This window comes from Paenibacillus protaetiae (assembly GCF_004135365.1).
Taxonomy (GTDB): Bacteria; Bacillota; Bacilli; order Paenibacillales; family Paenibacillaceae; genus Paenibacillus_AP; species Paenibacillus_AP protaetiae.
This window is the reverse complement of record NZ_CP035492.1, coordinates 3,202,139-3,215,000: the sequence shown is the minus strand read 5'-3', so window position 1 is coordinate 3,215,000 and position 12,862 is coordinate 3,202,139. Positions and strand designations below refer to the sequence as shown.

The window sequence follows — 12,862 nt, the reverse complement described above, 5'->3', positions numbered from 1 at the left end:
ATAGGTGGGAGCCTGGGAAGCATGAGCGCCAGCTTGTGTGGAGGCGACGTTGGGATACCACCCTGATCGTATCGGAGTTCTAACCCGCTACCGTGAATCCGGTAGGGGGACCGTGTCAGGCGGGCAGTTTGACTGGGGCGGTCGCCTCCTAAAAAGTAACGGAGGCGCCCAAAGGTTCCCTCAGAATGGTTGGAAATCATTCGGAGAGTGCAAAGGCATAAGGGAGCTTGACTGCGAGACCAACAAGTCGAGCAGGGACGAAAGTCGGGCTTAGTGATCCGGTGGTACCGCATGGAAGGGCCATCGCTCAACGGATAAAAGCTACCCTGGGGATAACAGGCTTATCTCCCCCAAGAGTCCACATCGACGGGGAGGTTTGGCACCTCGATGTCGGCTCATCGCATCCTGGGGCTGAAGTAGGTCCCAAGGGTTGGGCTGTTCGCCCATTAAAGCGGTACGCGAGCTGGGTTCAGAACGTCGTGAGACAGTTCGGTCCCTATCTGTCGTGGGCGTAGGAAATTTGAGAGGAGCTGTCCTTAGTACGAGAGGACCGGGATGGACGTACCGCTGGTGTACCAGTTGTTCCGCCAGGAGCACCGCTGGGTAGCTATGTACGGACGGGATAAGCGCTGAAAGCATCTAAGCGTGAAGCCCCCTCAAGATGAGATTTCCCAGTATGTAAGACCCCTTGTAGACGACGAGGTGGATAGGTTCGGGGTGGAAGCGCAGCAATGCGTGCAGCTGACGAATACTAATCGGTCGAGGGCTTATCCTAAATCAAGCTAAAGTACATTGCATCACCTTTCGCATCCAGTTTTCAAGGCGCAAAACCTTGAAGGTTTACGCTGTAAACCACGTTTGGTGGCGATGGCGGAGGGGAACCACGCGTTCCCATACCGAACACGACCGTTAAGCCCTCCAGCGCCGATGGTACTTGGACCGCAGGGTCCTGGGAGAGTAGGACGTCGCCAAGCACGAAGAACCTGTCACAGTCTTGTGGCAGGTTTTTTGTTTTGTTTTATCTTTTTTTAATTTGCAAGAGGAAAACGGTGCTGGTTGAAAAGGAAATAGCTGCCGCACTTCGAAAGAGGCGGCAGTTGTTTCTTTTGAAAGTAACTATGTATGCTTTTACATGTCATTTGCTTATGAGGACAACTCAACAATAGCGATGGTAAAAGAAAATTTCAGCTATTAGCGATGGTAATAGGACGCTTCAGATGTATGCAGGCGCAATACGCCGTCTTTGCTTTCTTTGCGGAAGCTGATGGAAATAAGCGAGCGCGGAATGAGCAGCCACAGATGCCAGCAAATGCAGCTAATCATTAGCGGTTCGTTAGCCCAAGGGTACAATAAAGCGATTAGGCATAACCCAATCCATAACATTGTACGGTGTACTCTGCGGAACAATCGAAGTGAAATATCGTTAGCTGGCCCAATGCCAAACCAGGGAGGTGTTATTCTCCATTGCCAGCGTCTTTCTACAGCTTCTTCAACCCGAATAAAAGTTAATAACAAAATGACCATATGGAGCAGCTGTACTAGGACAAAACCAAAGAGCCAAGCAAACAAACCATTTAAATGATAGACAATAACCAGGCATCCTAAAAAAAGGGCGGCTATAAATACATGGCTCTGTACAAGCTCGGGACGGATCGTTTTCCTGCGGATAAGGCGGTATTGGTATATGGTAACCTGCTGTTGCTCGGATAATGATTGGCGCATCGTTTAGCGTGTTCCCTTTCTCCATAAATGTGAGGTATAGTTCTTGTAACTATATCGGAAGGCGGGTTTGTTTCAATGAGTATCTGATTCGATAAAATCAATCGGGCATCGGCGCACCAATTGGGCTGATACTGCATAAGATATAAAAATATTTGAAAAGCGCTATGAAACAAGTATAAAACGATAGACTTTGTACCATAATAATGGTATAGCCAGATTGGGGAGGCGGTGATCTGTATGGGCGAACAACGCCATTTGGACTGCATTATATGCGGTAAAACAAAAGAAGCAGATCAAGGAATAGTTATTGTGTCCGAATTTATATGCGGAGATTGTGAAGCCGAAATGGTTGAAACCGATGTCCGGGACGCGAAATATTCTTATTTCATTCATCAAATGAAGCAAATATTTATTGAAAAAAATGCTTAAGCCGCTATCTTCATTCAAGAGAGCGGCTTTTTTTTGATACAATGAAGGGAAAGTGAGCAGGAAAGGGTTTCCGAGATATGATACAAAAAATAAGAGCCCCGCTGTTTGAGGCTTTAATTGCCCATGCGCAAAGCAAGCCAGCGAGCTTTCATGTGCCGGGCCATCGTTACGGCCATTCGCTGGCTCAACCATTATGGAGTGAGTCCGATTATAATGGACGCAAAGAGGAGCTTGCTGCGCGATCTGTGGAAAGTTTGGCCGCAGATTGGTTTTTACCTCTTATGCAGCTGGATACAACCGAATTAACGGCTACGGATGATTTGCATCATCCTGAGACCTCTATTCTGGAAGCGCAGCAGCTTGCTGCCAGATGTTACGGTTCGGATGAAACTTTTTTTCTTGTGGGCGGCAGTACATCAGGCAATCTGGCTATGCTGCTCTCCGTGTGCGAGCCTGGCGAGCTTATGATCGTTCAGCGCAATGTTCATAAATCGGTTATTAACGGTCTTACTTTGGCCGGTGCAAAAGCGGTGTTTGTGTCGCCGGAAATAGATGAGCTTACAGGGATTCCGACAGTCCCGTCTGTGCAAAATATTGAATATGCGCTCGAACAGTATCCGGAAGCAAAGGCGGTTTTATTATCCAATCCGAATTACTACGGTATGGGGGTACATTTGCGCGCATATGCAGACGCTGCGCACCGGAAGTCGGTGCCGCTTCTGGTGGACGAGGCGCACGGCGCGCATTATGGGTTTCACCCTGAGCTTCCTTCTTCCGCTATTCAAGAGGGAGCAGACGGCGTTGTCCAATCGGCGCACAAGACGCTTCACGCGTTAACGATGGGCGCCTGGCTTCATGTAAAGGGCAGTTTGCTGCAGCGTGAGCGGCTTAAGGAAGCGCTGGCAATGATTCAAAGCTCGAGCCCTTCTTTTCCTATTATGGCTTCTCTTGATATTTCCCGCGCAATAGTTGAAGAACGGGGGAACAAGCTGTTTGAAGCAAGCATTCGGAGCGCGGAGATGTTCCGGCAGCGGATCGAACAAACATGTCAGGTCCTTCGAATTGTTTCGTTTGCGCCATTACCGGCTATGCAAATAGATCCTTTGCGCATTTGCTTAACGGATCGTTCCGGTCAGTTAAACGGGTATCAGCTTCAAGCAGAGCTGGAGCGAAAAGGATGCTGGGTCGAAATGGCTGACCCGCGCCAAGTGCTGCTCCTATTCGGACTGCAAGTCGGAGAAGCCGATGTGGACAGGCTTGCGGCAGCTTGCGCCGATATTGATCGGCTGCTCTCGGCAAATGACGACGGGATCGATCTGAAAGCAGATAGGAAGGATGGCTCATGGCGGCTAAATGGACAGGTACAAGAGCATTCGGATAGCTATAGAGGGGTGTCTGCGCCAGTTCAATTCGGAAGAGAACTGCGCCATTTGACCTATGAAACGGTACCTATTGAAGAGGCCGAGCAGCGGCTTGCCGCTGAGATGATTACGCCTTATCCGCCCGGCATTCCGCTTGTTTATCCGGGAGAGCCGCTCACCTCGCACGGGATAGCCGCTATACAACGGCTCGCGCAATACGGCGCAAAATTCCAGGGTGCATCAGATCCGTCCATGAACACGATTCGTGTCTACAAGCGGTAATCCTAGTCCGGCGTACAAACGAAGAAAAGGAATAAAAGTATATATTCTTGTCTCTATTTGTTAAAATAAGAACAAAAAAGCACGCGGGATCCGCCATTTTTTCGAGGGATTTTTCAAGGAACTATTCGAGGAATTATTAGAAAATGGATGAAATTGACAGCCAGTTTCGGCTTCAATCGGGTTTCGCCTGACGGTCAGGGGCATAACAGCATTGGATAAAGGAATTTTCATTACAATAGAAGGCGGAGAAGGCGCCGGCAAAACGACACTGATTGATAGGCTTGCGCATACAATGCAGGAAAGAGGACGCAAAATGATGATCACCCGCGAGCCGGGGGGCATCCCGATTGCAGAGCAGATCCGCGCTGTCATCCTGGATAAACAAAATACGGCGATGGACAGCAAGACGGAAGCTTTGCTGTATGCAGCCTCAAGGCGCCAGCATTTGGTGGAGAAAGTATTGCCGGCGCTTCAGCAAGGGTATATGGTCATATGCGACCGTTTTGTAGACAGCAGCATTGCTTACCAAGGTTACGCACGCGGTTTGGATGTGGAACAGATCTGGTCTATTAACCGGTTTGCAATCGGTGAGATGATGCCCAGCTTAACGCTTTATATGGACATTCCTCCGGAGGTTGGTCTCGCGCGGGTGCGGAAAGCGTCGGAGCAGGATGACCGGGAAGTGAATCGTCTGGATCTTGAAGCAAATTCATTTCATGAGCGCGTAAGGGAAGGCTATTTGAAGCTAACGGCGGATTTTCCGGATAGAATCGTAAAAATTGACGCAAATCGGCCGGAAGATGCAGTTTTTTATGAAATTCTATCAATAATTGATGAGCGCTGTGCAGGAAATGACATCATGTCTGTCAAAAAAGATAATGAGGGCTAAATGTGCCGTGCTTTATGATCGGTACAAGAGCCCATATGCCCATACTAAAAGTAGTCAGGAGGAATGAAGATGAAATTAGTCATTGCGGTTATACAAGATAAGGACAGCAACCGTTTGTCGAATGCGCTTGTCCAAGAGGGGTTCCGCGCTACCAAGCTTGCCAGCACAGGGGGATTTCTCCGCGCAGGCAATACAACCTTCATGATTGGCATTGAGGACGAGCGCGTGCATGAAGTGCTGCATGTCATCCGCACAAGCTGCAAGGTGCGTGACCAGCTCGTAACGCCTGTTTCGCCAATCGGCGGTTCGACGGATTCCTACATTCCATTCCCGGTTGAGGTTCAAGTCGGCGGAGCTGCTGTATTCGTGCTTCCGGTTGAACGTTTCGAACATTTCTGAATGGTTGTGACATCAGATGAAAATTGACCCTAATATTCGGCCGGTTGGACAAAATCGTACGACCGGCGATACGGCCGGAAGACCGGTTCAAATGCGCAGCTTCTCTGATACGCTCATCCAGCAGGACGCCCAGCGTTCCCAGGAGGAGCTGCAGCAGAAGCTGCAGGACATTCATAATCAAGGCGAGCGGTTATCCCGCAGCATGACTGTGCGCGAATTGAAGCTTTACCGCCATATGGTGAAGCAGTTCTTGGAATATACAGCCCGCAAGGGCATCGGTATAAAGGAAATGCGCGGATTTGACCGCAGAGGCCGCACCAAAAAATATAAACTGCTTGATGAAATCGACGAGACGTTGGTTTCTATGGCAGAAGAGCTGCTGGCAAGCGAAGAAGGCCGGCTGGAGCTGCTGAGCAAAATCGGTGAAATTCGCGGCTTGCTTATCAATTATTTGTATTAGGAAGGATTAGCATACATGTTAAGTATGGAACAAGTTGCCGGTCAGTGGAAAGCCAAAAAGCTGCTGCAGCATGCACTGCGGAGCGGCAAAGTGTCGCATGCTTACTTATTTCACGGTCCTGCAGGCACAGGAAGAAAACAGATGGCTTTAGCTTTTGCCAAAGCATTATTTTGCACCTCGGGCGGCGATGACGCCTGCGGGCATTGCCTGGAGTGCCGCAAATTTGAACATGGCAATCAGCCGGACCTTATTCAGCTTGCGCCTAGCGGACAATCGATTAAAATCGAGCAAATTCGCGAGCTTCAGCAGGAGTTTGTATACCGGGGCAACAACGGAGGCCGGAAGGTTTATATTATAGAGCGGGCAGAAACCATGACGGTTCAGGCTGCGAACAGCTTGCTTAAATTTTTGGAGGAGCCGGCGGCTGAAGTGACGGCCATCCTTATTACGGATAACGGACAAGCTGTGCTGCCGACCATCCGCTCAAGAACGCAGCCCGTCCCTTTTTTGCCGGTCTCTCCTGATTCGCTGCTGGAGGCGCTGCTCGCAGAAGAGGCGCCGCCGCTGCTTGCGCGGACAGCTGTCCAGCTATCTTCCGGTCTTGACGGCGCAAGAGAAATTCTCCAGCAGAATCAGTTTGCAGAAATCAGAAATGTAATGATACAATTAGGCAAGGAGAGTATTACCCGTTTCACTGCAGCAATGATAACCGCACAGCAGAAATTGTTTAAGAACGGACTGGGCGACAACCCCCAGCTGCTTCTTTCACTGCTTGTCTTATGGTTTAAAGATATGATCCAGTATCAGGCTGGAAGACAAGATAGAATGGTTTATATAGATCAGTTGGATTGGATAAGTAAGCATGCTTTTGACCGCTCATATGCGGGTTGGGTCACATGCATTGAATATACGTTTGAAGCAGGCAAGCGGATACGTGCCAACGTTCCGGCCCAACTTGCGTTCGAGCAACTTTTGGTTAACCTACAGGAGGGCTAATTCCTTGTATAACGTCGTGGGCGTCCGCTTTAAAAAAGCGGGGAAAATCTACTATTTCGACCCGGACCTGCATCAAATAGACAAGGATCAGCATGTCATTGTCGAAACGGCCCGGGGTATAGAGTATGGCAAGGTTGTGGTTGGTCAGAAGCAGGTTGGTGAATCGGATGTAGTTCTCCCGTTAAAAAAGGTCATTCGTGTCGCCAATGAGGCGGATGCGTCGATGGTAAGCGAGAACCGGGCAGCAGCCAAGAATGCTTTTGGCATATGCTTGGACAAGATAAGAGATCATCAGCTGCGCATGAAGCTCGTGGACGTTGAGTTTACATTTGACCGCAATAAAATTATTTTTTATTTCACTGCCGAAGGCCGTGTAGACTTTCGGGAGCTTGTTAAAGATTTGGCCAGTGTCTTTCGCACCCGGATTGAACTCCGTCAGATCGGGGTTCGGGATGAAGCGAAAATGCTGGGCGGCATCGGACCATGCGGACGAGTCCTGTGCTGTTCGTCATGGCTTGGCGATTTTGAACCGGTATCCATCAAAATGGCGAAGGATCAGAATTTGTCGCTTAACCCGACGAAAATTTCCGGTTTATGCGGCAGGCTGATGTGCTGCTTGAAATTCGAGCATGACAACTATGAAAGCGCCCGTGAGGAAATGCCGTCTGTTGGCAAAATCGTAGTGACATCGCTTGGCGAAGGCAAAGTTACCGGCATCAATGCAAATGGCAAATCCGTGTTTGTCAGCTTGTTCGACATTCCGGGTAAGCCAAAGGAGATGCCGCTTGAAGATGTGGTTGTCAAATAAACATCTTGAGGCTTGCTTTAGGCAAGTGAATATATGTTCGAAAGCTCTGGGGTGGGAACTTGGAGAACAAAGATATCTTTACTCAAATTGATGAGCTGGATCACCGGATGGGCCATATTCAAGCGGAATTAAGCGTATTGAGGCAGCGTATGAAAGAGCTGCTGGAAGAAAATAAAATGCTTAGCTTGGAGAACAGTCAGCTTCGCAAAATATTAAAAAAAGAAACGGCGCCGGGACGTGAGCTGACAGCGGCGGCCGTTTCCAAAGCAGACAAGCCGGCCCATGTTATTCCGGAGGCGGGTGAGGAGGAAGCGTTACACGATCACCATCATTCCGAGCCCGGCGAGAATCAAGTCGGCGAAGGGTACGATAACCTGGCGCGGCTTTACAATGAAGGTTTTCATATTTGCAATGTTTACTACGGTCATTTGCGCACAGAAGGCGATTGTTTGTTTTGTTTGTCCTTCTTAAGCAAATAAGCTGGAGGAAATGCCGCCTGAACAGGCGGATCATATAGGATCAAGATACCGTCCTTGCCGCAAAGGGCGGTATCTTTGTGTGTGAACAAGGAAATAGATGGAGGAGAGGAGCAGCAGTATTGGATGAAATGATAAAGCTTGAGCAGGGCGAGCGGATCGACGATCTTATGACCGATACCGGCCTTCATATTATACAAAGCCGGGAAGTGTTCAGTTTTTCGCTGGATGCGGTGTTGCTTGCCCGGTTTGCCACCATTCCGAAAAAAGGAAAGCTGCTTGATCTTTGTACAGGCAACGGCGTTATTCCGCTTCTGCTTACGACAAGAACCGAGGCAACCATTGACGGTGTCGAAATTCAGCCGCGGCTGGCGGATATGGCAAGGCGGAGTGTTCAAATGAACGGATTGGAACACCGGGTTACGATTATAGAGGAAGACCTTCGCCAGTTCAGCAAACGGATAAATGGCCAATATGATGCGGTTACCGTAAATCCGCCTTATATGGCGGCCGATTCCGGCGATCATAACGATAATGAACATTACTCGATAGCAAGGCATGAAGTTCACTGTACGCTGGAAGATGTTATAGAAGCTTGTTCCCGTGCCGTGCGGACCGGAGGAAAAGTCAGCATGGTCCACCGCCCGTCGCGGTTTATCGACATTGTCGAAACGATGCGCAAATGGCGCCTTGAACCAAAGCGGATACAGTTCATACACCCGAAAAAAGATAAAGAGGCCAATATGGTCTTAATAGAAGCGATACGAGACGGAAAGCCGGAGCTTAAAGTGCTTCCGTCGGTTGTTGTATATGAATAACAAAAGGGGAGCGGGTAACAATGGGCGTTCATATCCAGAAAAGCTTTGATCCAGGCGCAAGCACGGGAACTCTTTATTTGGTCGGCACGCCTATCGGCAATTTGGAGGATATGACTTTCCGTGCCATCCGCACGCTGAAGGAAGCGGATTTGATCGCAGCGGAGGATACGAGACAAACGAGAAAGCTGCTTACACATTTTGAAATTGCGACCCGGCTGGTCAGTTATCATGAGCATAACAAGCAGTCGAGCGGTCCGGAGCTGATCCGGCTGCTGCAGGAAGGCCAGTCGATTGCGCTGGTCAGCGATGCCGGGCTGCCGGCTATATCGGATCCGGGTGCCGATTTGGCGGCGGAAGCAGCTGCTCATCATATTCCGGTCGTTCCGATCCCAGGCGCCAATGCGGCTTTGTCGGCATTAATCATATCCGGGCTTCCGACCGACCGCTTTACATTTACCGGATTCCCGCCGCGCGATAAAAAGTCGCTGCAGCAATGGCTGGAAGCGAATGGCCGCACAGAAGGAACATTGATGATGTATGAATCGCCGCATCGGCTGCGCAAAACATTGGAAGCGATGTTCGAAGTGTGGGGCGACCGCCGGATGGCCATGGTGCGGGAATTAACGAAACGCCATGAGGAAGCGGCAAGGGGAACAATATCCGAGTGCCTCGAATGGATTAACGAACATCCGCCATTAGGCGAGTATTGTCTCATTGTAGAAGGGAATTTAAACGGCGGGCTGGACGAAGCAGCTTCGGACATGCCAGTATGGTGGTCATTGCTTGATTTGGAGCAGCATGTACGTTATTATGAAGCCACCTGCGATAGGAAAGAAGCTATAAAAAAAGTAGCGGCAGACCGCGGCTTATCAAAAAGAGATGTCTATAACGAGGTCAATCGGTAGCAAATAAAAAAAAGGGCCTTCCTGGGCCGGGTTTAGCGCAGGAAGGCAAATAAGGAGTATTAAAAAGGTTAGAATTAATAAGTATTAGGTGATTCTATTATAACCTATTTTTTTATTTTGCAACAGGCGTAGGCATTTCAGAAAGACAAATATGGCAAACAATTTTGCCTTTGAAGTAGGATACGTTCTCCGCGTTGCCGCAGAAGATACATGCTGGCTCATATTTTTTCAGCATAATGCGTTCGCCGTCTACATAAATTTCAAGCGCGTCTTTTTCGCCAATGCCCAGCGTACGGCGCAATTCGATTGGAATAACGACACGGCCAAGCTCATCGACTTTACGAACAATACCAGTAGATTTCATCATTACAGTAGTTCCCCTCTCAAAAAAAAGTATTTCGTCACTATTCGACATAGTTTTTCTTTTTATAGTAAGTATAATACCAACCATTACCATATAAGTCAATCGAAGATATCGTCTATTACTGGAGATATACATCATTTTTAACTATATAGTAGGGATCTTTTAAACTTACTATAGAATACATCAGCTTCGACAATTTGGAAACAAAATAGCGACAATTTTCGACAAGAAATAAATGGTTGTGTCGAAAATTTGAACAAAGGGGGAATGAAGTTGCATAAAAAACTAAACGAGGAAAAAGTATTTAAAGATCCGGTGCACAACTATGTTTATGTACAAGATGAGATAATTTGGAATTTGGTGAACACCAAAGAATTTCAACGGCTGAGACGGATCCGCCAGCTCGGCACCTCCTATTTGACGTTCCATGGCGCGGAGCACAGCCGATTCTCCCATTCTCTTGGCGTATATGAAATGACCCGCAAAATTATTTCCCAGTTCGAACGGCACGGTTATTCCGACTGGCCCCAAGAGGAAAAGCTGGTTTCGCTTTGCGCTGCGCTGCTGCATGATATCGGACACGGACCATTTTCCCATTCGCTGGAGCAGGTATTTGAAACCCATCATGAGCAGTGGACCTGCAACATTATATTGGGGGATACGGAAGTAAACCGGGTGCTGCGAGAGGCAGGAGATGATTTTCCCGATCAAGTGGCGCAAGTCATTCGAAGGAAATACCCGAAGCCGATCGTCGTCAGCCTCGTTTCCAGCCAGATGGATGCGGACCGGATGGACTACTTGCTGCGCGACGCTTATTATACCGGCGTACATTACGGCACGTTTGACCTGGAGCGGATACTGCGCGTATTGCGGCCCTACAAAGGGAGAATTGTAGTAAAAGAAAGCGGCATGCATGCCGTTGAGCATTATTTAATGTCGCGGTACCAAATGTACTGGCAAATTTATTTCCATCCGGTGACCCGCAGCTCGGAAATTATTTTGCGGCAAATCTTCCGCCGGGCGAAACAATTATATGAAGAAAACTATTCGTTTGCCTATATGCCGGCACCGCTTAAAAGCCTTCTCGACGGCACGATCAACGTGCCTCATTATTTGAAGCTGGACGAATCGCTGGTGCAGACCGCGTTCAGCGAATGGTCGGAGGAGCGGGACGGGCTGCTGGCCGACCTGTGCAGCCGGTTTTTGAATCGCAAATTGTACAAATATATTACGATTGATAACCCAAGCGAAACGCTGCTGAATGAAATTGAACAGCAATGGGTTAAAATCGGCCTTTCGCCGGAGTATCATATGGAAATTGATTTTCCATATGACCAGCCTTATGATGTTTACCGGCCAGATGCGAAAAAAGGCGAAAAGGAAGAAAAAACACCGATTTTGCTGCTGGATAACGAAGATAGAATAAGCGAAATTTCGCAAAAATCGGACATTGTCCGCTCGATCACAGGGCTGCACCAAGGCGAGTATCGCCTGTATTATCCGGAAGAACCGCTGCTGGCGGCCAAATCATCGCTTACGGGGTCTATTCGCCAGTTATTTAAGCTATAAGCTTTACGACTATTAAGGAAAACTAACCATATATAGGAAGAAAAACAGGAGGGTCGGCTAACATGTTATTCGACACACATGCGCATTTGGATTCGCCCAATTTCGACGGAGATCGCGATGAGGTCATTGCCCGCGCGCGTGAAGCGGGAGTAGGGCTGATCGTTAATATCGGCTTTAACCGGGAGACGATCCCGACGACTATCGCATTAGCGGAACAGCATGATTTTATTTATGCGGCGGTAGGGTGGCATCCGGTTGATTCCATTGATATGAAACCCGGCGACCTGGAGTGGATCGAGCAGCTGGCGAGCCATCCGAAAGTGGTTGCAATCGGGGAAATCGGGCTTGATTACCACTGGGACACTTCGCCTAAAGAAGTTCAGCATCATGTGTTCCGCGAACAAATCCGCTTAGCCAAAAAAGTAGGCAAACCCATCATCATTCATAACCGGGATGCCCATGAGGATATCGTCAAAATTTTGAAGGAAGAGAACGCCTCCGAAGTCGGCGGCATTATGCACTGCTTTTCCGGAAGCTGGGAAACGGCCAAATTATGCTTGGACATGAATTTCTATATTTCGTTTGGCGGACCGGTCACTTTTAAAAATGCGAGGGTGCCAAAAGAGGTGCTTGCGAAGGTGCCGCTTGACCGTTTATTGATCGAAACCGACTGCCCATATTTGGCGCCTCATCCTTATCGAGGGAAGCGGAATGAGTCCGCTTACGTGGCTCTGGTCGCAGAGGCTGCGGCGGAAATTACGGGCAAATCCGTCGGGGAAATCAGCCGAATTACAGCTGAAAATGGAAGAAAATGTTTTGGTCTATTATGAGAATCGTTAAAAAATAGAGATATCGTGTGAAATAGAGCGAAAAAACTGTTTTTTGTGAGATCAATCGCTCATATTTTCCTGAAATATTCAAATAAATCGCTTATAGCGACTTTTATCTAATCTTTACAATGAGCACTGGATGAAGGTATGATTCATTTCAGAGCTTTATAAGATTGTATCGGATTTCCAGTAACGCTTAATCTCCGGATGGAGAGCGGGGGAACCAGGCGAATAAGCGACGGGCATGTATGGCAGCCTGCTGCTTAAGAGCATTTGAATTCTTCTTGGGGTGAATTTCGCCAAGGTCGCCATGAGCGGCCGGCAGTGAATCGGGCAGCTCTCTCGCCCAAACCCGACAGCTAACCTCGTAAGCGTATATAGAGAGCGATCAACTCGTGTTACTTTTTCCTATGCAGCCCTTTATGGGAAGCCACGAAACAGATCCTCTGTCGAAGGCTTCTTTTTATTTTTTGTTTTTTACATAAAGGCGTCCGGCAAGAGGCAAGTAACAACGATTTACTGGATTCGCGTGCCAATGCACGCCAATATTTTAT

Annotated in this window: 14 protein-coding genes, 2 rRNA genes and 1 riboswitch (1 of these 17 only partly in view); of the genes, 14 read left to right on the top strand and 2 right to left on the bottom strand. The window is 48.5% G+C overall.

The window, feature by feature from the left end:
• A 23S ribosomal RNA gene (locus tag ET464_RS14895) occupies nt 1-775 on the top strand (it extends 2,162 nt beyond the left edge of the window).
• An 82-nt stretch (nt 776-857) separates the two neighbouring features.
• Nucleotides 858-974, top strand: a 5S ribosomal RNA gene (gene rrf, locus ET464_RS14890).
• A gap of 217 nt (nt 975-1,191) precedes the next feature.
• Here rrf and ET464_RS14885 read toward each other — a convergent pair.
• Nucleotides 1,192-1,722, bottom strand: coding sequence for a transposase (locus ET464_RS14885; RefSeq protein ID WP_129442182.1), 531 nt, complete (start codon nt 1,720-1,722; stop codon nt 1,192-1,194).
• Between the two features lie 237 nt (nt 1,723-1,959).
• Here ET464_RS14885 and ET464_RS14880 point away from each other — a divergent pair, with 237 nt between their 5' ends.
• The 10 genes from ET464_RS14880 to rsmI all read left to right on the top strand — a co-directional run bounded on the left by ET464_RS14880 (nt 1,960) and on the right by rsmI (nt 9,545).
• Nucleotides 1,960-2,151, top strand: coding sequence for a sigma factor G inhibitor Gin (locus ET464_RS14880; protein ID WP_129442180.1), 192 nt, complete (start codon nt 1,960-1,962; stop codon nt 2,149-2,151).
• Nucleotides 2,152-2,228: 77 nt separating this feature from the next.
• Nucleotides 2,229-3,794: an aminotransferase class I/II-fold pyridoxal phosphate-dependent enzyme gene (locus ET464_RS14875; RefSeq protein ID WP_129442178.1), complete on the top strand. Its 1,566-nt coding sequence runs from the start codon at nt 2,229-2,231 to the stop codon at nt 3,792-3,794.
• A gap of 211 nt (nt 3,795-4,005) precedes the next feature.
• Nucleotides 4,006-4,683 (top strand): dTMP kinase, encoded by a 678-nt coding sequence (tmk, locus tag ET464_RS14870; protein WP_129442176.1) that lies wholly within the window; start codon nt 4,006-4,008, stop codon nt 4,681-4,683.
• 69 nt (nt 4,684-4,752) lie between these two features.
• Nucleotides 4,753-5,082, top strand: coding sequence for a cyclic di-AMP receptor DarA (locus ET464_RS14865; protein ID WP_129442174.1), 330 nt, complete (start codon nt 4,753-4,755; stop codon nt 5,080-5,082).
• Between the two features lie 16 nt (nt 5,083-5,098).
• Complete coding sequence (locus tag ET464_RS14860) at nt 5,099-5,542, top strand: YaaR family protein (protein WP_129442172.1); 444 nt, start codon at nt 5,099-5,101, stop codon at nt 5,540-5,542.
• 15 nt (nt 5,543-5,557) lie between these two features.
• Nucleotides 5,558-6,538, top strand: a complete 981-nt coding sequence (holB, locus tag ET464_RS14855) for a DNA polymerase III subunit delta' (protein ID WP_129442170.1) — start codon at nt 5,558-5,560, stop codon at nt 6,536-6,538.
• 4 nt (nt 6,539-6,542) lie between these two features.
• Nucleotides 6,543-7,346, top strand: coding sequence for a PSP1 domain-containing protein (locus ET464_RS14850; protein ID WP_129442168.1), 804 nt, complete (start codon nt 6,543-6,545; stop codon nt 7,344-7,346).
• Nucleotides 7,347-7,405: 59 nt separating this feature from the next.
• The gene (locus tag ET464_RS14845; protein WP_129442166.1) at nt 7,406-7,825 is read left to right on the top strand and encodes an initiation-control protein YabA; all 420 of its coding nucleotides are present in this window, start codon (nt 7,406-7,408) and stop codon (nt 7,823-7,825) included.
• A 128-nt stretch (nt 7,826-7,953) separates the two neighbouring features.
• The gene (locus tag ET464_RS14840; RefSeq protein ID WP_129444434.1) at nt 7,954-8,640 is read left to right on the top strand and encodes a tRNA1(Val) (adenine(37)-N6)-methyltransferase; all 687 of its coding nucleotides are present in this window, start codon (nt 7,954-7,956) and stop codon (nt 8,638-8,640) included.
• A 20-nt stretch (nt 8,641-8,660) separates the two neighbouring features.
• Nucleotides 8,661-9,545: a 16S rRNA (cytidine(1402)-2'-O)-methyltransferase gene (gene rsmI / locus ET464_RS14835; RefSeq protein ID WP_129442163.1), complete on the top strand. Its 885-nt coding sequence runs from the start codon at nt 8,661-8,663 to the stop codon at nt 9,543-9,545.
• A 112-nt stretch (nt 9,546-9,657) separates the two neighbouring features.
• Here the strand turns inward: rsmI and ET464_RS14830 are convergent, their stop codons facing one another.
• A complete protein-coding gene (locus ET464_RS14830; RefSeq protein ID WP_129442161.1) occupies nt 9,658-9,912 on the bottom strand; it encodes an AbrB/MazE/SpoVT family DNA-binding domain-containing protein in 255 nt (84 codons plus the stop codon).
• 270 nt (nt 9,913-10,182) lie between these two features.
• Here ET464_RS14830 and ET464_RS14825 point away from each other — a divergent pair, with 270 nt between their 5' ends.
• Together ET464_RS14825 and ET464_RS14820 are read left to right on the top strand one after the other, a co-directional pair.
• Nucleotides 10,183-11,478 (top strand): HD domain-containing protein, encoded by a 1,296-nt coding sequence (locus ET464_RS14825; RefSeq protein WP_129442159.1) that lies wholly within the window; start codon nt 10,183-10,185, stop codon nt 11,476-11,478.
• A gap of 62 nt (nt 11,479-11,540) precedes the next feature.
• A complete protein-coding gene (locus ET464_RS14820; protein WP_129442157.1) occupies nt 11,541-12,308 on the top strand; it encodes a TatD family hydrolase in 768 nt (255 codons plus the stop codon).
• Nucleotides 12,309-12,491: 183 nt separating this feature from the next.
• Nucleotides 12,492-12,698: riboswitch (cyclic di-AMP (ydaO/yuaA leader) on the top strand.
• Nucleotides 12,699-12,862: the final 164 nt, after the last annotated feature.

Excerpts from the sequence above, each read along its gene's own strand:
- ET464_RS14885 (WP_129442182.1), bottom strand. The coding sequence starts at position 1,722 with ATGCGCCAATCATTATCCGAGCAACAGCAGGTTACCATATACCAATAC.
- ET464_RS14880 (WP_129442180.1), top strand. The coding sequence starts at position 1,960 with ATGGGCGAACAACGCCATTTGGACTGCATTATATGCGGTAAAACAAAA.
- ET464_RS14875 (WP_129442178.1), top strand. The coding sequence starts at position 2,229 with ATGATACAAAAAATAAGAGCCCCGCTGTTTGAGGCTTTAATTGCCCAT.
- ET464_RS14865 (WP_129442174.1), top strand. The coding sequence starts at position 4,753 with ATGAAATTAGTCATTGCGGTTATACAAGATAAGGACAGCAACCGTTTG.
- ET464_RS14860 (WP_129442172.1), top strand. The coding sequence starts at position 5,099 with ATGAAAATTGACCCTAATATTCGGCCGGTTGGACAAAATCGTACGACC.
- holB (WP_129442170.1), top strand. The coding sequence starts at position 5,558 with ATGTTAAGTATGGAACAAGTTGCCGGTCAGTGGAAAGCCAAAAAGCTG.
- ET464_RS14840 (WP_129444434.1), top strand. The coding sequence starts at position 7,954 with ATGATAAAGCTTGAGCAGGGCGAGCGGATCGACGATCTTATGACCGAT.
- rsmI (WP_129442163.1), top strand. The coding sequence starts at position 8,661 with ATGGGCGTTCATATCCAGAAAAGCTTTGATCCAGGCGCAAGCACGGGA.
- ET464_RS14830 (WP_129442161.1), bottom strand. The coding sequence starts at position 9,912 with ATGATGAAATCTACTGGTATTGTTCGTAAAGTCGATGAGCTTGGCCGT.
- ET464_RS14820 (WP_129442157.1), top strand. The coding sequence starts at position 11,541 with ATGTTATTCGACACACATGCGCATTTGGATTCGCCCAATTTCGACGGA.